A 25,565-nucleotide genomic window follows, 5' to 3' on the forward strand; every position below is an offset into this window, starting at 1 on the left:
CTGCCAGCACCGCCTTGCCAGTAGTTGCCCGCTCACTGCGGCTACTGGCAACTGCGCCGACCTAGAACTGCTCGCGATCGAAGCCTGGCAACGTGCGCGTTCCTTCAGTCGCCACCGAGTGCAACAGGTCGGGATCCACGTCAAGCATGCGCAGGATCGTCGGCGCGACCTGGGTGGTCAATACGGGTTCGTCGATGGTCTGGCCTGCGTGATGCGAACGAGGCATGTAGACCACCAGACCGAGATGGCTGTCGTCCGGTGCATTGCCGCCATGCTCTTCGTCCTTGGACTGACTCGACGTATAGATGACCCCCGGGTTCGGCTGCACGACGATGTCCGGCGCGCGGCCGCGAGCTGGATCGCCGAACCGGCCAGCCAACCGCGGTCCATAGAGGATGTACGCCTGCGGGCCATCCGCGCAAATGCCAGGCGCGTTGCAGCTCAGGTTGTCTTTCAGCGTTTTCACGACTGCCGATAGCTGACTCTGGTCGCGCAGCCAGATCAAGCCGACGTCGTCGGTTTGCACGAAGCCGGTATTGACGAGGCCCGAGCCGTCGTTAGGGTTGCCGCTGTTCGTATTGGCCTGCCCGAAGTTGCCGTTGGGATCCAGATAATTGTTCGCTTCAAGCAGTTTCGAGAGCGTGTCGCCGTTCTTCACCAGTTTCGAATGATCCGTCGGCGACTGCCCGTGCTTCGCCGTCACGATCACCGCGGTCGACGAATAAAGATTGCGTTGCTTCAGTTCGGACACAATGCGGCCCAACGCGTTGTCCAGGTAGGCAATCGCCGCCGTTACTTGCGGGCCCGGCGTAAAGCTCGCATCCAGATAGCCGCCACCGTTCGCCACAGTCGCCTTTTGCGCCACGCTCAGCGTCTGGAAGTTCGTGCCGAAAACGGTGGGTACGTCCGCAGCGGAATGGCCTGTCGAGTCCTTCCCGTCGATCTCGTCAATCAGCGACTGCACATGCAGATTGTCGAATTGCTCGGTGTGCGTGTAGACGTCGGTGTAGGCCTTGTGAGTCACCGGATCGATCGAGTTGATTTCCGTACGCGAGAGGTCGTCGACGCCGGTGCCCGATGGTCCGTTCAGCCAGTCGTAGCCCCACGCATGCTTGTCCGCCCAGGCGGTGCGTGCGCCCTTCACGTTCTGTTTGACCACTTCGAAGATCGTGTTGGTCTTCACGTAGTTGTGAGGATAGACCGGCTGGCAGACTCCGTTGACCAACGCATGCGGTATGGCCTGCGGATTGAATGCGCCGCCACCGTCGAGATGCGTCAGCGCGCCACCGTTCTGTCCGTCGATGCCAGTGGTCTCGTCGAATACGACATTCCAGCCCTGCTTGCCCGTGCAGTTGCTATCGGACGGTGCGTAGAGCGTGCGGTCATACGACACGTCGTAGAACAGACCCGCCGATTTGGGCGACCCGCCCGTCACCAATGCCGCCAGACCCGGGAACGAATCCGACAGGCCCGGCGTGTGTGCGTCGCTGTAAGTCGTTCCCGATTTGGCGAGTAACGCGAGATTGGGACACGAGTTCGAACTGATACAGCGTGCAACGTCCTGCTGATGCAGGCCGTCGAAGCTTATCAGCAACACGTGCTTCACTGCGTCATGGTCATGATCGTGGTCGTGCCCATCGCGCGCAGCAGCACCCTGCGCGTGCAGTCCGGCGAGCATGACCACACCCGCGCCGACAACTCTCTGTACCTGCATCCATCTCCTGATCTTCTTCATGTCCTGTCCTTTTGGTTTGGTCTGGAAACATTCGGAAACAATATGAATGTGCAGCGGAATTAAGTCGTCCGGATGAATCGTTACTTTCGATTCACTAACGCAAAGTCGATTGATTAATTGAACATAAATTCGACGTGACCATGCGGAATCCCTAAGGTTTTCTTAAGCATTGGACGCTACGCGCGACGAAAGGCTATGAACGAACAGATCGGCCATTGGGGTTTGCACCGAACTCGCCGCAATCAATCCTTCATGAAGCGTTGGTACGGTGTGACGGTTTTACCTGCTATTGCGTCTGCGAAGCAATCCCCCATCGGTCCGGAGACAACGATGAAAAAGACTTCCGCTCACAAGCTAATTCCCCGCCCTGCTTTTATCCCTGGTGCTACGACAGTCGCACCAACACTCTGCGCCGCCAGTTTCAGCGCGCATGCCGAGCAGTCCGAATTTCATGTACGACAATCTGTCGAGCAACGTTCAGGCTGGTGCTGTCTTGCCGCCGAATTGCGCAGGCACGAAGGCGGGATGCAGCTCGGGTAGCGGCGCACCTAGCGACGGCACCTATCCTTACGTGTGGAACAACGATGGTTATGACGCCAGCTTCGGTATCACGTCGCGGATTTTTCTGGACCAGCTAACGCCGTCGGGCGAGCCCGTGAGTTCGCTTGAAGTGCCCAACAGCTTGCAAAGTCAGTCTGGAAGTGACGAACTCGTCACCAGCTTCAGCTCAAAATCGGAACTCGCTCTACACCTTTCAACCGACGGCCGATACCTGACCTTCATGGGCTACGTCGCGCCGGTCAATACCGTGGATGTCTCCAACTCGAATACGCCTGGCGCAATCGACCCGACGAATCCGGTGGGACAAAGTTTTTATCGCGCGGTGGCTCGCGTCGATCGCGATGGCCACTTCCGCTTTACCGAAACCAATGCGTATAGCGGCAACAATGGACGCTCTGCGATTCTGAACAATCGCAATGATCAGGATATCTTCTACACGGCCGGGAATGCGGGTAACGGCTCGAATCCGCAAATGGACTTCGTAACCTGACCGGCCGCGTCGAAGATGACGGCACAGTCAGCATCTGGGCGATTACCTCAACCATCAGCGGCAACGGCGATGTTGGTGCGGATCCGAATAAGCTGGTCGTGGTGCGCGACATGCTCGCGAATACGACTGCATCAGGCGCCGCCCGCGAGAAATTCGCGACGTTGCGCAGCGCGGGCTTCGCGGAGGTATTGCGTGGTGTTTCGTTCACGCCGGGGACAGAACCACGCCATCGCTTCTGACTGGACGACTCCCTTGCGAGTCGACGTCACTGGGTATTCAGGTAGATATTCACGGACTCAAGCCGGTTTGCTTGATCTCTTCTCTCAGGCAAACCGGTTGATCAATCGCGTGGAACTCCCTGACGGCACATGGGTGCGGGCAGTCTCGCGGTACTAACGTGCTTCTACAGGACGAATACCGTGATAGCCGCGGTTATTCCGTTACGCAATGCATGCACAGCAAACGTAGCGATAAGCGGATGACCGTTTCGCCGGCCTCACACATCTACGATCACATCAAAACCACCGTAGATTAGCCGTTTGCCGTCAAAAGGCATGGGGTTGATGTCAGGCTGCACCCGCGGGTCGGCCATTACCGCTTTCATACCCACATCACGCACTTGACGCGATGGCCACACCACCCAGGAAAATACCACCGTCTCGTCATCCTGGCGTTTGACCGCCATCGGGAAAGAGGTCAGCTTCCCCTCCGGGACGTCGTCTCCCCAGCATTCGACCACCTTCAACGCGCCATGCTCCTTGAAAACGGCCGCGGCAGATTCCGCATGTTTCCGGTACGTTTCACGATTGGCCGTGGGCACGGCCACAACAAACCCGTCTACGTATGTCATCAAAGATCTCCCATCGAGCATGAAAGGAATACGCGGCGCAAAACGGCGTCCTTCCACCCGGCACCGCGCCTGCTGCACTGACGCTCTATACACACGACGAACGACAGTGGGCGGAATCGACACCGTCCGCCATTTATTTCGGGGCGTCTCACATGCAGGTTTGGAAGGTCGGGACTTCTGCATGCCAACCGCAGCGATCCATTCGGCTCGACGCGAGATGAATGCCTTCAACCGGACGCCGGGAGCGCATAGCGCGCCAGAAACATATCGGCCGTCGAATCCGCAAGCTTCTGCTGTTCGTCCTGGCTGAGAGCGGGCTGCCCCATTGTCACTTGCGGCCAGAAAGCGAACGCCTTCACGAGACCTTGCAACTGCTGCGCAGCGAACACCGGATCCGCTGTGCTGAGACGTCCATCGGCGGCGGCCGCGCGGACCCATACGGTCAGATCTTCCTCGCGTTCGCCCAGCCGCGCCACCATGTCCCTCGCGCGCTCCGGCGAATGAATGCCCGCCGCGATGGCGACGCGTGCGAGCGACAGGAATGCATCGTCATTCATCAGCATCAGCTTTCGCAACAGCAGGCCGAGCAACTGCTCGCGCAACGGCCGGTCGGCGCGATATGCCGGCGCCTCTCCCATATGACTGGCATCCCACAACTGCTGGAGGATCTCCGCAAACAGCGTTTCCTTGCTGGGGAAATGGTTGTAGACCGTGCGCTTGGAGACGCCCGCGCGAGCGGCGATGCGGTCCATGCTGGTCGCGTCGAAGCCGGCCGCGAGAAATTCCTCGATGGCCGCACCGATGACGGCGACGCGCTTGCGATCGGTCAGACGTTGGTGAGTGACATTCGGATCCATTCAGAAATTTTACACCGAGCAGTTTACTTTTCCCGATAATAAACTACACTACTGAGTCTACTTTTTGCATCGAGGCGTCTTCCATGACATCGCTCACCGGTTCCATCCGCCGTGCTTTGGGTCTCACAGCAGCGAAGCGCGGGCGCGAGTTGTTCCATGCGTCGGCGCAGCATGACGGCGAGCGCTTTCGCAACCCGAAGCCGCGTCCCGTGGAAGGCTTGGGCAAGACTTTGCGCATCGCGTGGAACGTGCTGCTCAACAAGCCCGCCGGCACGGTGCCGACGGGCGCGCTGCCCGTCGATGCATTGACCCGCGAGCAGCTCGATGCCGCGCCCGATCGCAGTCTGTATCGACTCGGGCATTCGACCCTGTTGCTCAAGCTGCGCGGACAGTTCTGGCTGACCGATCCGGTGTTCGCCGAGCGCGCGTCGCCGTTCCGGCGTTTCGGTCCCAAGCGTTTCCATGCGCCGCCCATCGCGCTGGCCGATTTGCCACCGCTGCGCGGCGTGATTCTCTCTCACGACCACTACGACCACCTGGATCGCGACACGGTGCTCGCGCTTGCCGCCACGACAAGCGTGTTTCTGACGCCGCTGGGGGTGGGCGACCGGTTGATCGAATGGGGTATCGACGCGAGCAAGGTGCGCCAGTTCGATTGGTGGCAGGGCATGCAGATCGATGAGCTGGAGTTCACGGCGACGCCCGGACAGCATTTCTCCGGACGCAGCCTGTTCGACGGCAACAGTACGTTGTGGGCCTCGTGGGTCATCGTCGATGACGATCTGCGGGTTTTTTTCAGCGGCGACACCGGCTACTTCGACGGTTTCAGAACGATCGGCGAGCGTCTCGGTCCGTTCGACGTGACGCTAATGGAAACGGGCGCCTACGACGCGCAATGGCCGTACGTCCACATGCAGCCTGAAGACACGGTGCAAGCGCATGTCGATCTACGCGGCCGTTGGCTGATACCGATTCACAACGGCACGTTCGATCTGGCCATGCATCGGTGGCATGAACCGTTCGAGCGCGTGATCGGGCTTGCCGCCGCGCGTGGCGTTGCCCTTTCGACGCCACGCATCGGCGAGCGGCTGGATCTCGCCGCGCCGCATCGCGGCGAGCGATGGTGGCGCAATGTCGTCGAGGTCGCCGATGCGCCGAAGGCGTCGCGCCGTTGGTTGTCCTGCCGCAATGTCGGGCAAGCTAATCCGTGAAGCCAACGACTGACGTTGAACTATCGGACGCGACGCTTGCGAATCATAAGACCGGTTCAAGTAAAACGAGCCGTGTCATAAACCGGCCGCGTCAGCGCACGCCGTCATCGGCCGCCGCGGCGCGTGCGGGATGGACCGCCAGCATGTGGCTCGAAAACCCTTTGTCCTGTTCGAGCCGCCAGGTCGCCCAAAGGTTTTGGGCCGGCTCGTCGAGTTCGATCGCGAGCCAGATCGAATCCATGTAGATCTGATCGCCGCCCATCACCATCGCATGAAATCGCAGCGGGATGCCCTGCTGAAAGAGTGTGGAATCAACCCATGCCGGATGTTCGTCCCCGTCGAGTTCATGCGCGTTGAGCAGTGCGCCGTCGTGATTCGTGATCAGATCGGACCAGACGTTCTGCGCTTCGTGCTGCAAATCCTTGATCGCCTTCGCTGACGAAAACCCGTTGCACGACACGTAGGTGGAGCGCGGCGTCTGGCCGGCGGTGGGCACGAGAAAGCGCCACGTCGCCTTGCCGCCGAACGAATACGTGACGACCTGTTCTTTAGCCGGTTGCTTTATTGGCATCGCGTAGCGCAGCACCTGCGCGTCCTTCTCCATTCTTCACCTCGTCGTGTGGCCGTCGCCGGGTTGCGCGCGTCTTGCGGCCGGTGGGATGAACGCGCGCCTCAGTGGCGCGCTCAGCCGCTGAAGATTAATGCAGCACATGACCATGCACGCATCAGGATGAACCCTGACAAATACCTTTCCGACGCACCGGTCCCCATCCGCCCGGAGGATGATTCCGCGGAGGGCGCGCAGGAGTCTCGTCCACGTAACGGATGGAATAGACCGCCGCAGGAAATCGTTTAGACCACATATCCGTACCACAGGCAGACTGTGATGGACATTCGACAACACCGGCACCTCGCTCGCGTTTCAGGCGAATTGCTGTGCCTGGCATGCGTCGCGTTGTTCGCAGGTTGCGGCGGGGGCGGCGGAGGCAGCGGCGGAGGCGGAGGCACAAGCAGCTTGTCGATGGTCGCGCTCACCGGTACCGCGGCCACCGGCAGGGCACTCGCCAACGCGACGGTCACGATCAACTGCGCGCAGGGCTCGACGTCGGTGACGGCGAATGCAAACGGAAACTACCACGCGACGTTCGGCGCAGCGATGCCATGCCTGATCACTGCAAGCTCGGCGGGGACCACGCTGCATTCGACCGCGTTCGCCGGCGGAACGTACAACATCACGCCGGAAACGGATCTGCTGCTGTCGTATCTGGCCGCGCAACTCGGCACGAACGAAAGCGGACTGATCGCGAGCTTCCCGGGGAACTCGCAGTTTCAGCAGGTGCTAGCCAATCAAGTCGACGTGCTGGGCGCGGAGACGGCCGTCGCACAGAATCTTCAACAAACATTCGGTGTCACGCTGTCCACACCCAATTTTCTAACCACCCCCTTCACTGTCGGCACGGCTGGCCAGGATAGCGATCTCCAGGCACTCCTCGCACACGGCGCGATCGACGCCAACGGCGAGCCGGCCGCCGCCGCGGTCGCCCCGATCGCAACGGCGGGAGCCGCACATCCGATTGCTACGCCGCCAGCCACCGGCACCGGAGGGACCGGCATTGGGAGCATTGGGGGCACTGGGGGCATGGGGAGCATTGGCGGTGTAGGCGGGATGATGTGAAACGAAGAGACGCAAGAGGGTAGTCCTGCCTGATGCTGCATGCAGTTCTGTTTTGCCGAGGAGACCCTAAAGGCCACGCTGGATAAGGACAACGCGATTCAGCTAGATGCCAACATCGTCAGGACTGGTTCAGTCACGCTCGAAGTCAGCAATGTAGCGAGCACTGGCTGCCCGTCACTGACGAACATGTGCCGGAGAATCGGATCAGGAAGATGGGAGTGGAGAACGTGGCGCCCGGATGGTCTCCATGCCGGCCGACCAGGATGCTCCGCACAGTCAACGGGTCGGCGATCCGACAATCCGCGCCCATGTCGCCCGAAGCCGGCGCGCGCGGTCTTCAAAAAGATAGGTGCCGGCCAGCGTCAGCGAACCTGAAATCACACCGGTCACGATGGCCTCGGCGAAGGGAAAGCCATAGTGATTTGCGTGCGAGTAGGCGTCACCGAACATCGTCAGGAAACCCACCACCAGCGCATTGCCGTATCGGTTCGCGTAGAGCTTCGTTGCCGGCGTGAAAGTCAACAAGACGGCCAGGATTCCGGTGACCAGACCTGTCTGCAATGCAATCGCCCAGTGGCCAAGGCTCATCAAATTGCCCCAGCTCCCCGGCATGCAGGTCATGCATGCGCTGGTCGGCTGCCAGAAGCGCTGGATGAACATCCTGACGCGGCGCTTCCAATCGACAGTTTGCTGGCTCACGGGAGAGCCTCAAGCACCAGATTGAACGGCGTTTCATGCGCGCGCCGAAAGCGCGTAAAGCCGCCTTTCGTCACGACCTCGCGCAAACGTGCCTCACCTGCCTGCGCGCCCAGTGCCATCCGGCCTTCCTGAGAAAGCGAAGCGGCCGTACAGATCATCGTCGACGCCGAATAGTAAACTCGCCCGACAGCGTTGAGGTTGTCCTCCAATCTGTCGTTCGCAAATGGTTCGACGATCATCCATGTGCCGTCGGGTTTCAACGATCTGACCACGTGGGCTGCTGCGGCGACCGGATCGCCCATATCGTGCAGACAATCGAAGAACGCGACCAGATCGTAGTCGGTGCCGGGGTAGTCTTGCGCCGCTGCGATTTCGAACTTCACGCGATCCGAGACGCCGGCCTCGACGGCTGATTCACGCGCGCGCCGGATGGACGGCTCGTGGTAATCGAAGCCAACGAATGCCGCGCCGGGATAGGCCTGGGCCATCAAGATCGTCGATACGCCGTGACCGCATCCCACGTCGGCCACTCGTGCGCCGCCTGCGTTCAGCTTTTCCTCGACGCCCGCGAGCGCGGGGATCCACTCACTCACGAGGTGGGCGGTATAACCCGGCCTGAAGAACCGCTCAGTACCCTTGAAAAGCGATGGGTGATGCTGGTGCCAGCCGACCCCGAGTCCCGTTCGGAATGCCCCTTCGAGTTTCGGAAGCGCCCGGAACATGGCCTCGGCGCAATCGCAGAAGCCTGCGATGAATGTCGGGCTCGTCTCGTCGGCGAAGCACTGCGCCATTTCATTTTCCAGCTCATATTTGCCGGTAGCCGCGTCATAACGGATGAACCCCGAGGCCGCTTGAGCCGCCAGCCATTCGCGCACGTAGCGCTCGGCGAGTCCCGCCCGCCCGGCAACTTCGGCCGAGGTCATCAAACCCTGTTCGGCCATGGCCTTGTAAAGACCCAGACGATCGCCCAACGCGATGAGCGGAGCGGAAGCGACCGCGCCGAATTCGCCGAGCATTCGACCCATGAAGTCCTGTAACTTCTGTTCATCGAACTGCATGACCTGTCTCCTTATCCGCTCCGAAGAGATGGCGCACTCAGCGCGACCGAATGTATTGGCGGAATCGCCGTTTATCGCGTTCGGTAACGAGGAGTATAGGTTTTCAGAAGACTGTACGCGAGATGATGGGCCGTCCGGGCGAAGTCTGGCTGTCCGAATCCGGCACCGATCATCTGCAGCTCTATCGGTCTCACAAAGCCGATGCCGGCGGGAAATGACGACACGCTGTGCCGACACAGAAATTCCGAGGTCCGCTGCGCCACGTGCGCAGGCCCCGGGCAAAAACGGCCTAGAGCAGCTGCAGAGTTTGCGGATCGGCTTCACCGTGGAAATACTTGCGCAGAGCTTCCACAAATACGTCGTTGTCGCTCGTGGCGCGCGCGAACAGGGTAATCGACGATCGAAACTTCAGGTAATCCGGATATCTGAAAATTTCCTCTATGGAACGCTCTTTGACGAGGTTGACCAGTCGCGTTGATTCGCGCAGCCGTGGACCGAGCAACGGGTGGCGCAAATAGGCTTCGGCCTCGGCCAAAGACGAGATCGCGAACCGCTGCGCCATCGCGCTTGCTCCGAGGCCCTGGATTTGCGGAAACACGAACCACATCCAGTGGCTTTGCTTACGTCCATCCGTCAATTCATCGCATACCTGTGAGTACACCGGGTCTTGGGCGTCGACAAAGCGCTGAAGGTCATAGAGATCGTCCATTTGGTATTCCGTTGATGCCGGCGTGGCAATCCACCCTTGAACCCCGATTCTCGCACCTGTTTCCCGCCTCGTCCGCCGGCCGCCGCGGCAAATACCTGCTGCCCGAAGTGGCATCGGGAGTTGTGCTTTTAACAATAGCGCATCGGCGGCCTTCGCGCTCCTGCAACATCGGCGCATCAACAAACCGCTCAGCGTTCCTTTGCATGCGCTGCGAGCAGTTGCTGATGGCGTGCTTCGGTTGCATCATCGGCGGGGAACATGCATTCCAGACGTAGCTCCTGCGCGGCAACAGTTTGCGGTGTGCCAACGCTCGTCACCATCGAAAAATAACGAAGCACTACGCCCTCGCTGACGAAGCCGAGCGGAATGACCGGCATCGTGGGCGTGGCGGAAGGCGCATGATGCGCCTTCCAGTCGCGCGGCACGTCGGGATAGGCAAGCAGTTCGTCGAGCAGACGCCTTGTGTTGTCGTCGATCACGTGCCCGACCGATTCACGGTACACCCGTTGCAGCAAGCTTCGCGAGACGTTGTCCCAATCCGCCACGAACGGACGCATACCCTGCGGATCGAACATCAGATGCAGCATGTTGCGCGGTCCTTCGCGCGCAGCCATGTCAATGAAGCAGTTGAAAAAACGCGGCGCTGCTTGATTGGTCATCAGCACGTTCCAATGCCGGTCCATCACGATCGCCGGAAACGGTTCGTGCTGGCGAATGATCCGCTCAAGCGCGCGGGTGACGCTATGCATCTCCTGTGCGTTCCACGGCGCTTCCGAATACACGGGTGCGTATCCAGCGGCGAGCAGCAGTACATTGCGCTCGCGCAGCGGAACGTCGAGCGTGTGAGCGAGGCTCAGCAGTGTGTCCCGGCCGGGCACGCTGCGGCCGCTTTCGATAAAGCTGATCTGGCGCTGCGAGACACCCGCCTCAAGCGACAGATCGAGCTGACTCACGCCGCGCACGTCGCGCCAATAGCGCAACAAACGACCAAGTTCACCCGGCGGCGCTTTCTGACCACTGCTGACGTTCATGGGATTTCCCTGATCAACGCGGATGACTATAACGGACTCACGCCATCGGCGCGTGCCAGACGAACTCCTCGAACTGTGCCTCGAGCGCCGGCCGGGTCACACTACCGGTGTAGTTCGTGATAGTCGATGCGGCAACCACCGCAATCACCTCGAGTATCTGCCCGGAGCTGAACCCGGCTTCGAGGAAACGTCGCTGGTCCGCTTCAGCAAGGCGGCCGCGCTTTTCGATCAGCGTGCGCGCGAGCGTTGACAGCGCGGCCAGTCCGGCGTCGTCCGGCAGGGCGCCGTGCCGGATCGCATCGACATCGGCGGGATGTACGCCTTGCTTCAACGCGAGTGCGGTGTGAAACGCGACCGGCCACTCACTGGCGTTCGTGACCGCGTTGGTCAGCAGCACCGTCTGGATCTGCGGCTCCGTCAAACTGCTGGCGTGCACGCGCTCGAACAGGCCGATGAACCCGTTGATCAGTACCGGTGAGGCGGCCATCGTAGCCGCGACGTTCGGGATCAGACCGAAAGCCTGCTGCAGTTGCCGGAGCACGGGCTTCGATTGTGCGGGTGCGGATTCAATCGTATGAACGGGATAGCTGGACATGATATCTCCTTGACGGTGAGCGCCACCGGATTGGTGGCACGACAGCCAAAGAGTAGAGGCCGTAGCTCTGTACGCCAATTACACCGGATGTAATCGCCGCGCGACGAGATGCACAGTTGGCCAAACAGGGTATCGATCTGCATGCGCGTCGGGCAAGAAACGTCGACGCACGGGCAGGACGGCAACCGGTTGCAAGCGGCAAAGTTGGTCACAGGACGGGACGTGAAGGATCAGCGTCATCCGTACTTCGCGGCCAGATCTTCCACGGACTCCGGAAGCCCGGCGCGCCACCCAACCTGCGCAGATCGGTTCACGCACAGCGACTTACCGGTTCGGGCAAACGAAATAGCGTGAGATGCCGATGAAACGCCTGATAAGTCGTCCGATGTATCACCCGCTCATCGCGCTATTCATGTTCTATTTGACCGACCCGATGTACCACGTCGACTGCAGTGTCTCCGGCGCTCTGCTCGTTCTCGCAGCGAAATCGAGGTCCCGTGGCTTGAGCGTGTTCAGCAAGGGGGAGCAGTACGTCGATACGGCAAGCCAGGCGGATTCCTCGAACGAAAGATGGAAACAGGCGTACAGACAAGCAGGCACAGCGGACAAATGCTAGTGGTTGGCTTAAGACAGTATGGCTTCAGGTCGACGACTGGCGCCACACTGATCGATCACGCAGCCGGGTGAGCATGTCCGCTGTCGCCCGTCGCTCGCGGATCGTCGTATTCCCGCGAAATGTCCTTGTTCGTGTAATCGCCCAGTTGCGAAGCGGCGAACAGGCTGAGCACCGCGCACAAGAGGATGTAGCACGCGATTGCGAAGCCCGAATGGAAGTAAGCGAAAAGCGCGGTGGCTATCAGCGGTGCGGGACCGCCGGCAATGATGGAAGCCAACTGGTAGCCGAGCGATGCGCCGCTGTAACGCAGCCGCCCTGTGAACGACTCAGCGATCAAGGCGGCTTGCGGACCATACATCATCGCATGCGGCACCAGCGAGAGCACAATGGCCGCGAAGATCCACATTGGATTCCTGGTGTCGACCATTGCAAAATAGACGAAGCCGAATACGCCGACAGCAGCGGCACCGATCATGTACATGCGTCGCCGCCCGATCAGATCGGACACGTGACCAAAGAGCGGGATCGTGCCGAATTCCAGCACTGAAGCTACCAGCACCGCCGTTAGCAACAGGTCGCGCGTGACGCCCAGTGTCATGACGCCATAGGTGAATACGAAGGCCGTGAAAATATAGAAAGGCGCCTGTTCTGCCATGCGCGCAAAGGCCGAGAGGAGGATGTCTTTCGGCTGGCGGCGCAATACCTCGAGCATTGGCGCCTTCTCGATCCTGTGCTCAGCCAGCAGCTTCGCGAAGATCGGCGTCTCGAGAATATTCAGGCGGATATAAAGGCCGATCGCGACCAGTACGATACTGAGGAAGAAAGGTACCCGCCAGCCCCACGTGAGAAATGCGCCGCCGAAGAACTCGCTCATGGCCAGCACCGCCAGGTTCGCAAGAAACAGACCCGCCGGCACCCCGAACTGCGGCCAGGACGCGACGAAGCCGCGATGCGCGTTGGTGCGTGCCCATTCCATCGACATCAGGACCGAGCCGCCCCACTCGCCTCCGACGCCCACACCCTGGATGAAGCGCAGCACCGTGAGCACGACGGCGCCCCAGATACCGATCGACGCATAGGTCGGGACAAAGGCCACGGCAAACGTGGCGAATCCCATCAGCAACAGCGTGACGATCAACGTGGCCTTGCGGCCGATACGGTCGCCGTAGTGGCCGAAAATGGCCGCGCCAACCGGCCGCGCTATAAAGCCGACGGCATAGATCAGGAAAGCCTGCAATGTGCCGACGAGCGGGTCCGATTCAGGAAAGTACAGCTTGGCAAAGACCAGACCGGTCACGGTGCTGTACAGGAAGAAGTCATACCATTCGATCGTCGTACCAATCGTGCTGGCGATCACAGCGCGGCGCAACTGGCGCCGTGCGTCCGCATCTGAGAGGGGCGTTGCCCCTGATTGCGTGGCAGCCATTTGGCATCCCCCATAAAAAAGGGCGATATTCTATATCGACAGTTAGCCTATCTATAGGTTCCGTCAATGCCACGACGCGCAACCGGCAAGAGCGCCTTTTGATTGCCCGCAGCGTCACGCGCCAGACGCATTGGATATCCGGGCGTTTGCGGACCTCAGCTTTCTTGTGGCGCTTTTTTCATCGCCGCCGGATCGCGCACGATCGTGACGGCGCACGGTGCATAGGCGAGAACCTGGCGGGCGACTGAGCCGATCAGCCAGCGATCGAACAGTGTGTGACCGCGATGCCCGACGATAAGATGATCGATATCATGCTGCTCCGCGTAGAGCACGATCTCCTTCGCGGGCTGCCCTATCACGAGATCGAAGTCGGGACGCTCACCAGAAGAGGCGAGCTTCGCCTTGATGTCGTCGAGAATCTCGTTGGCATGGCGCAACTCAAAATCGATCAGCTCCTTTCTTTCCAGTTCTATCGCACCCCAGTCCGGCGCGCGCGCCACGACGAGCACATGCAGGCGCGCGTCAAAACGCTTCGCAAGATCGACCGCGAAAGTGACGGCATGTCGCGCGGACGGCGACCCGTCATAACCTACCAGCACGTTCTGCATGATCAGCTCCTGGCCGGTTCGAACCGGCACATGCTTTGATTGAACCGCGACCGTTCCTCGACTTCGCGGTGTCGGCGGGCAAGCATGCGTGATCGACTTGCGGATGCGCCGCGTGGATCAAGGCGGACGACGTCGACACCGGCGGCGTTGAATCAGTTATCGTCGCTTCGGGGTGGCAGATGCTCGTGAGGAACAGGCTCTGCGGCGTCGGCGTTAGGAAGGTCGTCGGTCGCCGGTTTTGCCGGTTTCTGTGGGCCGGTCTTGCGGGTCGTGGCGGACGGGGGTTGCGCGGGGTCGAGAGGCTTGTCGGTCGGCTCAGCGGACGGATCGGGGGGCATGGTTTGCTCCTGCGCTGATAGATGCAGTTTCTATCATGATACGCTATATCCGGCCCCCCTCTCACCACCGCTACCTCACCCATCATGCCGACACCCAACGCCGTCACCGCCATCCCCGCCGCCGACAGCGCCTCCGCGCTCGCCCACTTCGAAGCGTCGCTGCGATTCGAAACCGATTGCTCCGACGTCAACGCCGCGCTCGCCAGCGGCTCGCCCGGCTTCGTGCTGCTCGACGTGCGCAGCCCGGCACTGTTCGCGCAAGGCCACGTACCGGGCGCGCTCAACCTGCCGCACGGCAAGATCGTCGCGTCGAAGCTCGCCGATTATCCGCCGGACACACTCTTCGTCACCTACTGCGCGGGCCCGCACTGCAACGGCGCGGCACGCGGCGCGCTGCGTCTCGCCCAACTGGGGCGCCCCGTCAAGCTGATGGCCGGCGGCATCACGGGCTGGCTCGACGAAGGGCTCGCGCTGGCCCGGCCGGCGGCCGTGCACGCAACGGTCGACATCGACGAATAGCCGAGTGCGACGGGAATCAATTAAATAAATACCGCGACTGTCGATAACATGCTCAGCCGCGACGCATGCCGCCACACTGCGAGGCACGCTCTGACGCGCCGCAAGGCCGCCTAGCCGGCCTTGCGTTCCTTCGGTTCCTTCGGTTCCTTGCGCTCGTCGCGCACGGACTCGTCCACCGCGACCAGAAGCGGCGGCGTGGCCTGCACGGCCTGCGCCGCTTCACGCTTGGTGAGCTTGCCGTCGACCGACGCGCCGCAGTCCATCCTCAGTTGCTGGTAGTGGATGTTGCCGGTCACATGCGCGTTGCCCTGCAACTCGACGAAGTGATCGGCAATCAGATCGCCGACGATCCTGCCGTTGACCACCACGTCGTAGCCATGCACGTTGCCCTCGATCGAACCGCGGTCGCTCAACACCAGCAGCGTCTGGCTGCCCGGCGCACCGCTGACATTGCCCTTCACGTGGCCGTCCATGCGCAAGCCCTCGCTGAACTGAAGGTCGCCCGTGATCCGCACGTCGTGGGCGATCAGGGTGGCGAGCTTGGTCTGTTCGATGCCCGCGGTTTTTTTCTTGCTGAACATAACGGTTTCCTGGAAATGAAAATGTTCGTCGCGTGATGCTGTCCGGGCGATGCGCCCGGCAGCGTTCGGCGTGGTTGCGCTGCGTGGTCGCCTCCGTGTCGCGCACGCTCATCGGCGCGGCGCCGCCGGTCGCGTCTTGCTCTGGCCGCGCAGAAACTGCAATTCGGCGGTGAGCCGGGCGACATCGGCGGCCGCGCTATTGGCCGTCTTCTGCACCGCGGCGCGCGCCGCCGACTCCTCCGCCAGCGCGAGCCGCGCGCGGGCCAGTTCGGTCTGCTGCTTGCCTTCATCGACGGGTTCCGCGTTGCATTGGCTCTGCACCATCCCGGCCCGCTGCGCGTGCCAGACGATCAGCGCGGCCGCGCCAAGCACGGCGCTGAGCACGCACGCCACCGCCCACACGGCCACGCGCAAAGCCAGCGGCCGCGCGGGTTGAAGCGTGTAGACGCGCTGGCTCAAAGCGGCCGCGACCCGGGCGACACGTCGGCCAACCCATCGCTCAACCATGCGGCGTCGGCGCGAACAGCGCGAGGTACGCGGCCGGATTGACCGGTTCGCCGTTGACCAGCACTTCGAAATGCAGATGCGGGCCGGTGGAGCGGCCGGTCGAGCCGACCTCGGCGATATATTGGCGCGGCAGCACCAGATCGCCGAGATGCGCGACGATCCGCGACGCGTGCCCGTAACGGGTCATGAGCCCGTTGCCGTGATCGATTTCGACCGCGTTGCCGTAGCCCGCTTTATCGCCGGCGAACACCACCCGGCCGCCCGCCGCCGCCAGAATCGGCGTGCCGGTTTTGGCAACCAGATCGACGCCCGGATGAAAGCTCAAACGATGCGTGAACGGATCGGCGCGGTTGCCGAATGGCGAGCCGAAGCGCGCGCCGTCGGCGGGCATGCGGCCGGGAAAGGCGGCGTACGCGAGCGTGTGATCGGCGGTCTGCTGTTCGAGCGCCGACAGCGTGGCAGCAATGCAATCGAGTTGCTCGCGCGCGTGTTCGGCATCGGCCTGCCCACGCGCTGGCGGCACGAACTCGCTGCAACGGCGTGGCGGCAACGCGGGGCCGCCTTCGCTATCGGTGGCGGACAGGTCGGACCCGGACGCCGGCGTCGGCGTAGCGGACGCAGCCGGCGCACGGGGCGCCGGCCGTGGCGTATTCAGGCGTGCTTCGAAATCGCGCAACGCGCCGACCTGCGCGGTCAGCCGCGCAATGCGCGGCTCGATCTGCGCGACCGACGCGCTCAGTTTGCCGAGTTGATCGATTGCGTAATCGTGCTCGACGCGGTTCGCGGTCTGAGCGCCGGACGCGACATGCGTGGGCCAATACCGGCCGATCGCGACACCCGCGGCAAGCGCCAGCACCGCCGCGCCGCAAGCCGTGCCCACCGCGATCGACAGCGCGGTGCGGCGTGTGACGAAGCGGACCGAACCGCTGGAAAGCTGACCGCCGGCGCGAAACACGAAAGCCATCAGCGGCTCCTCATGTGCGATCCGCCCGCTGCACGAGAGCGTGCGCGCGCGGCGCGGCACGCGCGCGGGGACGCCGGCGCGTTGAACGTGCCCGGCATGCGACGCGTGGAGAAGCGGGACAGGAGATCGGCGAACAGGACTGACTGCATGCGGCGTCGGCCGGATATAGACCGGCGGCGATAAGGGACCAAGGGCGTCGATTATCGCCTGGCTGCGCCAGGCTTCATCTCAAATACGGGGCAGTGGTTAGACCTGCCAGGCACGCCCCGCGTGCCGTATCCGGATGCGCCGCCGTGCTCCGCTCCGTCCGCGCTGCACGACGTCCCGCTCAAGCCGATCGTTCGGCATCCTGTACGATTTCGTCGTGCCAATGCAGCGCTTTGAGCCGCTCGGCCAGCGCATCGCTGGCGCGCGTCATCGGCATGCGCAGTTCGTCGCGGATCAGCCCGTTCGGACGGTTCGAGCGGCGGTTCGCGCTGATGCGAACGCGCGACTCGTCCGCGCGCGCAACCGCAACGCTCGCGAAAGCGAGGCGTGCGAGGGTCGACGGACGGGGTCGGAACGTTAGGCCGGAGTACATGAACCGCAGGGTAACCGGGTCCGGCGCCGGCTGGCAAAGCGCTTCGCGAAAAGCGCTTGACTTCTGCCGCAGGGAAACTAATATACGCACCGCGTACATCAGCCGCCCACTCCCTTCCCGACAGGTGCCTTCATGAGCGTCCCGCAACAAGCCTTCCTCCGCGATGCGATGCGTCGCTTGAACATGACGCGCGACACGTTCGCGAACCGTATCGGCGTATCGCGCCGGGCGCTCGACACGTGGCTTCTGCCGGATGACTCGCAGGAATCGCGGGCCATGCCGGAGATCGTCGAGCGTTTCGTGTCGGAGATCGTCGTGCACGGCGATCCGGGCGAAAAATATACGCAAAGCGTAGATTCGCAGTCGCTCGCCAGCCAGATGCTGTTCGAGGGCAAGCCGCAGTTGCTGTCGGTCGATCAGTTCTCGCGCGACTCCGTGGAGGCGCTGTTCCGGGTGGCCGACATCATGCAGCCGATCGCCCGGCGCCGCAAAATCTCCCGCGTGCTCGAAGGCGCGGTGCTCGGCAACCTGTTCTTCGAGGCCAGCACGCGAACCCGCGTGAGCTTCGGCGCGGCGTTCTGCCGGCTGGGCGGCTCGGTGTGCGACACCACCGGCTTCACGTTTTCGTCGATGGCCAAGGGCGAGTCGATCTACGACACCAGCCGCGTGATGAGCGGCTACGTGGACGCGCTGGTGATCCGCCATCCGGAGCAAGGCTCGGTGGCCGAATTCGCGCGCGCGACCAACGTGCCGGTGATCAACGGCGGCGACGGCCCGGGCGAGCATCCGAGCCAGGCACTGCTCGATCTCTACACGATCCAGCGCGAGTTTTCGCGGCTCGGCAAGATCGTCGACGGTGCGCATATCGCGCTGGTCGGCGACCTGAAATACGGGCGCACCGTGCACTCGCTGGTGAAGCTGCTGGCGCTGTACCGCGGCATCAAATTCACGCTGATCTCGCCGCCGATGCTCGAAATGCCGGGCTACATCATCGAGCAGATTTCGCGCAACGATCACGTGATCGAGCAGACCCACGATCTGCCGAGCGGGCTGCGCGGCGTCGACGTGGTGTACGCGACCCGCATCCAGAAAGAGCGCTTCACCGACGAATCGTTCGAGGGCTACACGCCGGACTTCCAGATCAATCAGGCGCTGATGGACAGTGTGTGCGGCGCGGACACGCTGATCATGCACCCGCTGCCGCGCGACAGCCGGCCGGGCGCGAACGATCTGAGCGTGGATCTGAATCACGATCCGCGGCTGGCGATTTTCCGGCAGACCGACAACGGCATTCCGGTGCGGATGGCGATTTTCGCGGTGCTGCTGGGCGTCGAAAAACTGGTCCAGCATTCAATGCGTGATGCCGCGTGGCGCCCGCCCGTCTATCTCGGCCCGGACGACGCGGTGTTTCACGGCATCGACTGATGGCCGATCGCCGGATAGCGCGCCGCGAACCTCAGGTCGCGGCGCTTGCCGCGCTACTCGCGTGCCTGAACGCCGCGGCGAAGAACAGCACCTGATACTGCACCGCACAAGCCGGTAATGGCGCGCGCCTGCTTCGTCGCAATCGTGCGGAAGTGGCCATCGATGTAGGCCACCACTTCCGTACCCACACAGGTCTCATAGCGGCTGCGCGGATTGACTGGACTGTCGATGTACCAGCTCTCGTGACCGCCGTCGGGCATCACGAGGATCACGTGATAACGGTCGGCCAGTTTGCCGATATGCGAATTCGCGGTGCAGTCAGTGTAGTTGCCACCCGAGCCATGCAGCACGTAGATGACGGGGAAACGATTGGCCGCGTTGCCTTGCGCATATTTGCGCCGGGTAGATCGTGTCCTTGAGCGCATACCACTTCAGCATCAGCGACGCGTCGCCGGTATAGAGAAGATAGGTCACCACCGGAACGCACAGCAGCAGACCGAACAGGACCATCGGGTAAATCCGCGCGATGCGTGCCTCGTAGAAAGAACGCGTCCCGCCGTGGATCAGTTTGTCGCGATAGGTAAACGTAAGAATGAAGCCGGACAGCACGAAGAACAACGACACGGCGGAACGTCCGCCGTCGACGAGATTAAAAATCGCCGACGGCAACGGCAGCAGGTTGTTTTCCGAATAATGGGAGATCACGACCGCGAACGCGGCAACGAACCGGATACTGGTCAACGCAGGAAACGCACCGCCCGACTCGTTTGAATCCGCCGCCATGGAGGTCGCCTCCCGATTGTGCGTGGCTGAATTTACCATTCACAATCGGTCGAGCGAATCTCCCGTCAGGTCGCTCTTGCTGCAATGGCGGGAACATCCAGGCAATTGGCGCGAGCGGGCGAGCCGGCGATGCGACGATCCCACAATCGAACCGGCAACGCGGTCACATCCGCAGTGCGGCGAACGGCGATGGCCGCCGGCGCGCAATCATGCTGCGCCGTGAGCGTTGCCGATTGCGTTCAGTTCATCGAGCACCTCACCGGACAAACTCAAGCGTGCCGCCTGCAGGTTTTCATGCAGATGCCCAACCGATGAAGTACCGGGGATCAGCAGAATGTTAGGTGACCGATGCAACAGCCAGGCGAGCGCCACCTGCATCGGCGTCGCGCCGATCGTCTGCGCGACGCCTGACAGCGCCGACGACTGGATCGGCGTGAATCCGCCGAGCGGGAAGAACGGCACGCAGGCGATCCCCTCGTCCGCAAGGTCGTCGATCAGCGCGTCGTCGTCGCGATGAACCAGGTTGTAGTGGTTCTGCACGCAGACGACCTCCGCGATGCGCCGCGCCTCGGCAATCTGCGCGGCCGTCACGTTGCTCAAACCGATATGACGCACGAGCCCACGCTGTTGAAGTTCGGCAAGCGCCGTCACCTGCCTTTCGATCGAACCTTCAGCGGGCGCATGCACGCTGCCCATGATGCGCATGTTCACGACCTCCAGCGTGTCGAGGCCGAGATTGCGCAGGTTGTCATGCACGCCGCGCTCGATGTCTTCCGGTTCGAGCGCCGGCAGCCACGCGCCATCGCCGCCCCGGGTCGCGCCGACCTTGGTGACGATCACGAGATCGTCCGGGTACGGATGCAGCGCTTCGCGGATCAACTGGTTGGTGATATGCGGCCCGTAAAAGTCGCTCGTATCGATGTGGTTGACGCCCGACGCCACCGCTTCGCGCAACACCTCGAGCGCCGCGGCGCGGTCTTTCGGCGGCCCGAACACGCCGGGTCCGGCCAGCTGCATCGCGCCGTAACCCATGCGCCGCACTGCGCGCCCGGCAAGCGGAAAGCTATCCGTGAGGGTGAAATTCGACATGACGCGCTCCTTGATGAGTGGGTGAGCAGCAGTATCGCCGGGATTGCGTTGTTGAATAAACCGGTCTAACGTGTACGGGTTGTTTAAAAATGTGAACAATCGCGATGGAATTGAACGACCTGGCCGCTTTCGTTTCAGTCGCCCGGGCGGGCGGCTTTCGCGACGCGGCGCGCATCAGCGGCGTGTCCGCGTCCAGTCTCAGCATCGCCGTGCGCCGGCTGGAGGCGAAGCTCGGTCTGCGTCTCCTGAACCGCACCACGCGCAGTGTCGCCCCGACCGAGGCCGGGTCGCGGCTCATCGAGAAACTGACGCCGCTATTCGGCGAGATGGAAGCGGCGCTCGACGTTCTCAACGTCTTCAGGGACACGCCGACCGGCACGCTCAAACTGAACGTACCGTCGAGCGCCGCACGCATTGTTTTGCCGAACGTCATTGCGCCATTCCTCAAGATGTATCCGGACATCCGCGTCGAAGTGGTGGTCGAGGACGGTTTCGTCGACGTGCTGTCGATTGGCTGTGATGCGGGCATTCGCTATGACGAGCGCCTCGAGCAGGACATGATCGCGCTGCCGATCGGGCCACGCGTGCAGCGCTTCGCGACGGCCGCGGCGCCTGCTTATCTCGACGAGCACGGACGCCCCGAAGATCCGCGCGAGCTGCTCTCTCACGCGTGCTTGCGCGGGCAATTCGCCGGCGGCGCGACCCCGACCTGGTACTTCGAGCGCGATGGCGAAGTGTTGCAGTTGAATCCATCCGGGCCGCTGCTCGTACGGCCAGGGGCCGCGATCGACCTTGCTATCAGTTGCGCGGCGGCAGGCGTCGGTGTCATTCATCTGTTCGAAGACATGCTGCGCCCGCATCTCGACAGCGGCGCGTTGGAGCCCATTCTTGAGCCGTGGTGGCAGCGCTTTTCGGGGCCCTTTCTTTACTATCCCGGACGCCGCCACTTGCCGGCGCCGTTGCGCGCGTTCGTCGATTTTCTGAAGGCGGGCCATGCGGGCAATGTCGGCAATGCGCAGAGATGATGCAGCCGCATCGCCGCGCATGACCGGCCGGCGCTCAGCGCCTCAATGCGTGCGCTTGCACAGCTGCGCGACCGTCGTCAGGAAAAGCTCCGCGCCAACCGGCTTGCGCAGGCAGGCGTTCCAGTTGTTCGCCTCGCTGTCTGGCGGCGGCACGGCGGTATGGACAAGTATCGGCACATCGGCGAGTTGCGGCATCGCTCTCAAACGGCAGCACAATTCAGCGCCGTCCATGATCGGCATCATCCAGTCGGTAACAATCAGGTCGGGAACGCGAGACGCGATGCGCGCGACCGCCTCGGCGCCGTTGCTCGCGCAACCCACCTCGTAACCTGCGCCTTCGAGAATCAGGCGCCACGCGGCCAGGATTTCCGGCTCGTCGTCCACCAGCAGGATTGAGTGCATCAGGGATCGCCGGGTTAAACGTCTTTGTCCTCTAACGAGGGCGGCGCAACAAGTGTTCCACTACCGGCAAATGCGGTGATAATGAGGCGGATCGTCGGCTGAAGCGGCGCGCTTTTCGAGCGCACGCGCACGAGGCGCCCGCTGGCCAGGCCTCTCATTCATTCCAGCGCAAAGTATGTGTGTCCAAAGACGCAGGCGCTGGTCTTCGGCCCTACGGGTCTGGCATGGTTCGAGCACATGTATGTTGTAGAAACTTCATCCCTACGCCCCATCATGACCGACACACGCGTGAGCCCGCTGCGCAATTTTGCCGAGTTCGTTCGGGCGGAGCGAATCCAGCTCACCGGGCAATGGATGAATGCCGTTGCCAGCGACGCCGATCTCGTCGAAGCCGACAAGCTCACTTACCAGCAACTCGCCGATCATCTGCCGGAAATACTGGAAGGACTCTGCGCGGCGCTCGATATCGAAGATCTCGAGCGCGTCGAAACGTCGATCGAACGCAACGCGAAAAAGCACGGCAAGGTGCGTTGGCGCCAGGGCTACCGGATCGAGGAACTCGTGCGCGAACTCGATCTCTTTCATCAGGTGCTCGACGAGGCGCTCGAAAAGTTCGCCCTGAGCGACAGCACCTTCACGCGCCGTCATGAAAGCCGCGCGCGGCGGCTGATCGCCGAAGCGGTCAGCATGGTGTCGTACGCGTCGATCAAGGAAGTGGTTAGTGAACGGGACCGCAAGATCGACGAGTACACCGGCCGGCTCGAACGCGCGAACCATGAACTGACCTTGAAGCAGCGGCTGGTGAGCGATCTCTACGAGTCGCGGATGCAGATCACGCGCAGCGTGGTGCACGACCTGCGCAATTTCCTGAACGCGTTTTCGATCGCGCTGCAACTGATCGGACGGGCGCCGTCAAAAGCCGATACCGCGTTGACGCTGGCGAACCGGCAAGCCGCCGACATGAAGCAGCTCGTCGACCAGATGGTCGAATACTCCGTCGTGCTCGGCGACGGCGCGCCGCTCATACTCGAACAGGTGGACCCGCGCGAGCTTTACGACGAGCTCGTCGCGTCCTCGCGCCCGTTTATCGAGGCCAAAGGGCTGACGTTGCGCGCGTCGTGCGATCCGGCGCTGAAGGCGGTCACGTCCAATCGCCTCAAGCTGAAACAGATCGCGGTCAATCTGCTGTCCAACGCGACCAAGTACACGAAGTCGGGGCAAGTCGAATTTCAGTTCACGATGGCCGGCGCGGAGCACTGGACGATTCGCGTATCGGATACCGGTGTGGGCATCGCGCCTTCGGACGCGGAGCGCGTGTTCGACGAATTCGAGCGCGCCGCGGGTGAGGATATTCCCGGCACGGGGCTGGGTCTCGCGATCGTCAAGGAGCTGTGCCGCGTGTTGAATGGGCAGATCGATTTTGTGTCCCGCGAGGGGGTGGGTACCACGTTCGAAATCCGCTTTCCGCTGGTGCTCGAAGAAGCGCAATGAGGTTCAAGCGGCGGTGATGTTCCACCGCGCGTTCGCCAGGGAGTCGGGATATCGCCGCATCCGTCCCGACACGCTGCTGACCATGCACGCGGCGCTGCGTGTTGAACGCTCGGCGCACTCACGGCGGCGCCGGTGCGCTGCGGCTCATCGGCAGGCATTCGCTCATCGCGCCGCCCCGGTCGCTCAGCCCGCGCACGACGACCTCGGATGACTTGCCGTCACGCCTCGCCAGTTCGGCGAGATCGAGCAATGCAGCGTAGCGGGCGGAACAGTCTTGCGATGCTTCGACTGCGCGATTCGCAAGAGGGCCGTGCGCGGGTGTGATGAACCCGCTCAGCGCAGCAGCCGTCAAACCCGCCGCGACGACGAGCGCCGCCAGCACACCCGCTCTGCAAACCGCCCGTTCCGATGACGCGTCGAAACGCGAGCGGCGCGCCACGTCCCTGCCCAGTTCATCTATCGCCTCACGATGCAAGCGCCTCAACGTGAGGCAGGCTTTGAGCCGCATGGCCGCGCCGATCATGCCCAATGCGCCGGCACCCACACGCGCCCGACCCAGTGGCCCGGCACCCACACGACCGGACGCGGCGCCGGCGCGACATACACGGCGCGCGGTGCCACATACACGGCCGGCGGCGGGGGCGGCGGTGCATAGACCACCGGCGGCGGAACATAGACGACCGGCGGCGGCACGACCACCGGCTTCGGCGCCACGACGACCGTCGTACCGCCCGTGGTAACGACGCCGGTCGTGACCACCGTCCCGCTCGTCGTCACCGTGTTGCTGTGCGTGCCGGTCACGCTCGTCGAGGTCGTCACGACGCCCGGCGCGACACGCGTCGCCGTGCCGGAGTGATTGACGGTGCCGCCGTCCGGGCCGGTCAGCGTGCTCGAGCGTGAGCAGGTCGAGCCGGCGCAACTGGTCGATGCCGAATGATCGACCGTGTTGCCGTTCGAGCCCGTGATCGACCCCGACGACGAATACTGGCCCGGCGCGGTCCTCGTCACCTCGCCGGAGGTGGTGGCCGTTTTGCCGTCGGGCCCGGTCAGCGTGCCGGTGTGCGAGCAGCTGCCGCCCGCGCAGTTGGTGTCGCCTGCGCGCTGGACGGAGTTGCCGTAGCGTCCGGTCGCCGTGCCCGAATTCGAAAACTGGCCCGGCGCGTTGCGCGTCACGGTGCCGGTGTTGCTTGCAAAGCCGCCATAAGGACCGGCGACGCCGCCCGCATGCGAACAGCTGCCGCCGCCGCACGAGCCGAAACGCGCGCCGTTGTAAGTGCCGTGCGATGTGTAGGCGGTGCCGTGCTGCGACCAGGCGAACGCCGATGCGCTGCCGAGCGCGAGCACGGCGACGGTTGCGCTGAGTACGAGCTTGCGCAGCGTGCCGCGCGCGGATGAAGGGGCGGTCGATGACGCAACACAAGCGGCGGTGGCCGGGACGGCGAACGAACGATTTTTCACGGTAGGTCCTTGCTGGATTCGGGCCACGTGTGTCACTGCTGCGTGGCGACAAACGGACTATAGAAGGACGTGCCGGGCAAATCAGCAACGAAGATATGTCACCTTGTTTCACCCTGGCGGAGGCATGCTGGACAAAGGTTTGCGGGCGCTTTGCGAGGGGCCGTGACATATTTCGACATAGATTGGGTTGACCGCGGATGGAAATGAATCTGCATGCGCTCGCGGTTGTCAATTAGCGTTACGCATTGCGAAACACCCTGCTCGCATAATCGCATGCAACGG

27 protein-coding genes and 2 pseudogenes are annotated in these 25,565 nt (G+C 62.6%); 8 read left to right on the plus strand and 21 right to left on the minus strand.

Annotated features, from left to right (window positions below; genetic code table 11):
• Nucleotides 1–61 precede the first annotated feature (61 nt).
• Entirely contained in the window at nt 62–1,735 is a 1,674-nt protein-coding gene (locus HV744_RS01160) for an alkaline phosphatase family protein (RefSeq protein ID WP_175147730.1), read from the minus strand.
• Between the two features lie 430 nt (nt 1,736–2,165).
• On the opposite strand from HV744_RS01160, the gene HV744_RS01165 reads away from it, so the two are divergent.
• Entirely contained in the window at nt 2,166–2,786 is a 621-nt protein-coding gene (locus tag HV744_RS01165; protein ID WP_175147731.1) for a hypothetical protein, read from the plus strand.
• A 496-nt stretch (nt 2,787–3,282) separates the two neighbouring features.
• On the opposite strand, the gene HV744_RS01170 is transcribed toward HV744_RS01165, so the two are convergent.
• Nucleotides 3,283–3,636 carry a DUF1428 domain-containing protein gene (locus tag HV744_RS01170; protein ID WP_175147732.1) on the minus strand — a complete coding sequence of 118 codons (354 nt, stop codon included), beginning with the start codon at nt 3,634–3,636 and terminating at the stop codon, nt 3,283–3,285.
• Nucleotides 3,637–3,863: 227 nt separating this feature from the next.
• A complete protein-coding gene (locus tag HV744_RS01175; protein ID WP_175147733.1) occupies nt 3,864–4,493 on the minus strand; it encodes a TetR/AcrR family transcriptional regulator in 630 nt (209 codons plus the stop codon).
• Nucleotides 4,494–4,576: 83 nt separating this feature from the next.
• Here HV744_RS01175 and HV744_RS01180 point away from each other — a divergent pair, with 83 nt between their 5' ends.
• Nucleotides 4,577–5,704 carry an MBL fold metallo-hydrolase gene (locus HV744_RS01180; RefSeq protein WP_175147734.1) on the plus strand — a complete coding sequence of 376 codons (1,128 nt, stop codon included), beginning with the start codon at nt 4,577–4,579 and terminating at the stop codon, nt 5,702–5,704.
• A gap of 91 nt (nt 5,705–5,795) precedes the next feature.
• Here HV744_RS01180 and HV744_RS01185 read toward each other — a convergent pair whose 3' ends face one another.
• Entirely contained in the window at nt 5,796–6,308 is a 513-nt protein-coding gene (locus HV744_RS01185) for a hypothetical protein (RefSeq protein ID WP_175147735.1), read from the minus strand.
• 417 nt (nt 6,309–6,725) lie between these two features.
• On the opposite strand from HV744_RS01185, the gene HV744_RS01190 reads away from it, so the two are divergent.
• The gene (locus HV744_RS01190) at nt 6,726–7,379 is read left to right on the plus strand and encodes a hypothetical protein (protein ID WP_343056360.1); all 654 of its coding nucleotides are present in this window, start codon (nt 6,726–6,728) and stop codon (nt 7,377–7,379) included.
• Nucleotides 7,380–7,655: 276 nt separating this feature from the next.
• Here HV744_RS01190 and HV744_RS01195 read toward each other — a convergent pair whose 3' ends face one another.
• On the minus strand, nt 7,656–8,039 hold the full coding sequence (locus HV744_RS01195; protein WP_175147888.1) for a hypothetical protein: 384 nt from the start codon (nt 8,037–8,039) through the stop codon (nt 7,656–7,658).
• 35 nt (nt 8,040–8,074) lie between these two features.
• A complete protein-coding gene (locus tag HV744_RS01200; protein WP_175147889.1) occupies nt 8,075–9,136 on the minus strand; it encodes a class I SAM-dependent methyltransferase in 1,062 nt (353 codons plus the stop codon).
• A gap of 113 nt (nt 9,137–9,249) precedes the next feature.
• Here HV744_RS01200 and HV744_RS37035 point away from each other — a divergent pair.
• Nucleotides 9,250–9,354, plus strand: a pseudogene (locus HV744_RS37035) (lyase); the annotation flags it as partial.
• A gap of 71 nt (nt 9,355–9,425) precedes the next feature.
• On the opposite strand, the gene HV744_RS01205 reads toward HV744_RS37035, so the two are convergent.
• The 5 genes from HV744_RS01205 to HV744_RS01225 all read right to left on the minus strand — a co-directional run bounded on the left by HV744_RS01205 (nt 9,426) and on the right by HV744_RS01225 (nt 14,121).
• A complete protein-coding gene (locus HV744_RS01205; protein WP_175147737.1) occupies nt 9,426–9,845 on the minus strand; it encodes a DUF1810 domain-containing protein in 420 nt (139 codons plus the stop codon).
• Between the two features lie 188 nt (nt 9,846–10,033).
• The gene (locus HV744_RS01210; protein ID WP_175147738.1) at nt 10,034–10,876 is read right to left on the minus strand and encodes a helix-turn-helix domain-containing protein; all 843 of its coding nucleotides are present in this window, start codon (nt 10,874–10,876) and stop codon (nt 10,034–10,036) included.
• Nucleotides 10,877–10,913: 37 nt separating this feature from the next.
• Nucleotides 10,914–11,471 (minus strand): carboxymuconolactone decarboxylase family protein, encoded by a 558-nt coding sequence (locus HV744_RS01215; protein ID WP_175147739.1) that lies wholly within the window; start codon nt 11,469–11,471, stop codon nt 10,914–10,916.
• A gap of 671 nt (nt 11,472–12,142) precedes the next feature.
• Nucleotides 12,143–13,513: an MFS transporter gene (locus tag HV744_RS01220; protein WP_175147740.1), complete on the minus strand. Its 1,371-nt coding sequence runs from the start codon at nt 13,511–13,513 to the stop codon at nt 12,143–12,145.
• 155 nt (nt 13,514–13,668) lie between these two features.
• Complete coding sequence (locus tag HV744_RS01225; RefSeq protein ID WP_175147741.1) at nt 13,669–14,121, minus strand: universal stress protein; 453 nt, start codon at nt 14,119–14,121, stop codon at nt 13,669–13,671.
• A gap of 422 nt (nt 14,122–14,543) precedes the next feature.
• On the opposite strand from HV744_RS01225, the gene HV744_RS01230 reads away from it, so the two are divergent.
• The gene (locus tag HV744_RS01230) at nt 14,544–14,978 is read left to right on the plus strand and encodes a rhodanese-like domain-containing protein (protein WP_175147742.1); all 435 of its coding nucleotides are present in this window, start codon (nt 14,544–14,546) and stop codon (nt 14,976–14,978) included.
• A 110-nt stretch (nt 14,979–15,088) separates the two neighbouring features.
• Here HV744_RS01230 and HV744_RS01235 read toward each other — a convergent pair whose 3' ends face one another.
• The 4 genes from HV744_RS01235 to HV744_RS01250 form a co-directional block, all read right to left on the minus strand.
• Nucleotides 15,089–15,559 (minus strand): bactofilin family protein, encoded by a 471-nt coding sequence (locus tag HV744_RS01235; RefSeq protein ID WP_175147743.1) that lies wholly within the window; start codon nt 15,557–15,559, stop codon nt 15,089–15,091.
• A 108-nt stretch (nt 15,560–15,667) separates the two neighbouring features.
• Complete coding sequence (locus HV744_RS01240; RefSeq protein WP_175147744.1) at nt 15,668–16,066, minus strand: hypothetical protein; 399 nt, start codon at nt 16,064–16,066, stop codon at nt 15,668–15,670.
• Nucleotides 16,059–17,030 (minus strand): M23 family metallopeptidase, encoded by a 972-nt coding sequence (locus tag HV744_RS01245; protein ID WP_175147745.1) that lies wholly within the window; start codon nt 17,028–17,030, stop codon nt 16,059–16,061. Before HV744_RS01245 ends, HV744_RS01240 begins: the two co-directional genes overlap by 8 nt.
• Nucleotides 17,031–17,358: 328 nt before the next feature.
• On the minus strand, nt 17,359–17,610 hold the full coding sequence (locus HV744_RS01250) for a hypothetical protein (RefSeq protein ID WP_175147537.1): 252 nt from the start codon (nt 17,608–17,610) through the stop codon (nt 17,359–17,361).
• A gap of 132 nt (nt 17,611–17,742) precedes the next feature.
• Here HV744_RS01250 and HV744_RS01255 point away from each other — a divergent pair, with 132 nt between their 5' ends.
• On the plus strand, nt 17,743–19,035 hold the full coding sequence (locus HV744_RS01255; RefSeq protein ID WP_175147746.1) for an aspartate carbamoyltransferase: 1,293 nt from the start codon (nt 17,743–17,745) through the stop codon (nt 19,033–19,035).
• Between the two features lie 83 nt (nt 19,036–19,118).
• Here HV744_RS01255 and HV744_RS01260 read toward each other — a convergent pair.
• The 3 genes and pseudogenes from HV744_RS01260 to HV744_RS01270 all read right to left on the minus strand — a co-directional run.
• Nucleotides 19,119–19,430 (minus strand): annotated as a pseudogene (locus tag HV744_RS01260) (alpha/beta hydrolase-fold protein); the annotation flags it as partial.
• On the minus strand, nt 19,354–19,857 hold the full coding sequence (locus HV744_RS01265) for an acyltransferase family protein (RefSeq protein WP_343056362.1): 504 nt from the start codon (nt 19,855–19,857) through the stop codon (nt 19,354–19,356). The gene HV744_RS01265 and the pseudogene HV744_RS01260, both read right to left, overlap by 77 nt.
• Nucleotides 19,858–20,025: 168 nt before the next feature.
• Nucleotides 20,026–20,907 (minus strand): aldo/keto reductase family oxidoreductase, encoded by an 882-nt coding sequence (locus tag HV744_RS01270; protein WP_175147748.1) that lies wholly within the window; start codon nt 20,905–20,907, stop codon nt 20,026–20,028.
• A 104-nt stretch (nt 20,908–21,011) separates the two neighbouring features.
• Here HV744_RS01270 and HV744_RS01275 point away from each other — a divergent pair, with 104 nt between their 5' ends.
• Entirely contained in the window at nt 21,012–21,932 is a 921-nt protein-coding gene (locus HV744_RS01275) for a LysR family transcriptional regulator (RefSeq protein WP_175147749.1), read from the plus strand.
• A 42-nt stretch (nt 21,933–21,974) separates the two neighbouring features.
• Here HV744_RS01275 and HV744_RS01280 read toward each other — a convergent pair whose 3' ends face one another.
• Nucleotides 21,975–22,334, minus strand: coding sequence for a response regulator (locus HV744_RS01280; RefSeq protein WP_246278892.1), 360 nt, complete (start codon nt 22,332–22,334; stop codon nt 21,975–21,977).
• 273 nt (nt 22,335–22,607) lie between these two features.
• Here HV744_RS01280 and HV744_RS01285 point away from each other — a divergent pair, with 273 nt between their 5' ends.
• Complete coding sequence (locus HV744_RS01285; RefSeq protein ID WP_175147750.1) at nt 22,608–23,825, plus strand: sensor histidine kinase; 1,218 nt, start codon at nt 22,608–22,610, stop codon at nt 23,823–23,825.
• 118 nt (nt 23,826–23,943) lie between these two features.
• Here HV744_RS01285 and HV744_RS01290 read toward each other — a convergent pair whose 3' ends face one another.
• Complete coding sequence (locus HV744_RS01290; RefSeq protein ID WP_246278893.1) at nt 23,944–24,348, minus strand: hypothetical protein; 405 nt, start codon at nt 24,346–24,348, stop codon at nt 23,944–23,946.
• Nucleotides 24,345–25,283 (minus strand): hypothetical protein, encoded by a 939-nt coding sequence (locus HV744_RS01295; protein WP_175147751.1) that lies wholly within the window; start codon nt 25,281–25,283, stop codon nt 24,345–24,347. The genes HV744_RS01290 and HV744_RS01295 overlap by 4 nt, the downstream gene beginning before the upstream one ends.
• Between the last annotated feature and the right edge of the window lie 282 nt (nt 25,284–25,565).

This window comes from Paraburkholderia ultramafica (genome assembly GCF_902859915.1).
Classification (GTDB): Bacteria; Pseudomonadota; Gammaproteobacteria; order Burkholderiales; family Burkholderiaceae; genus Paraburkholderia; species Paraburkholderia ultramafica.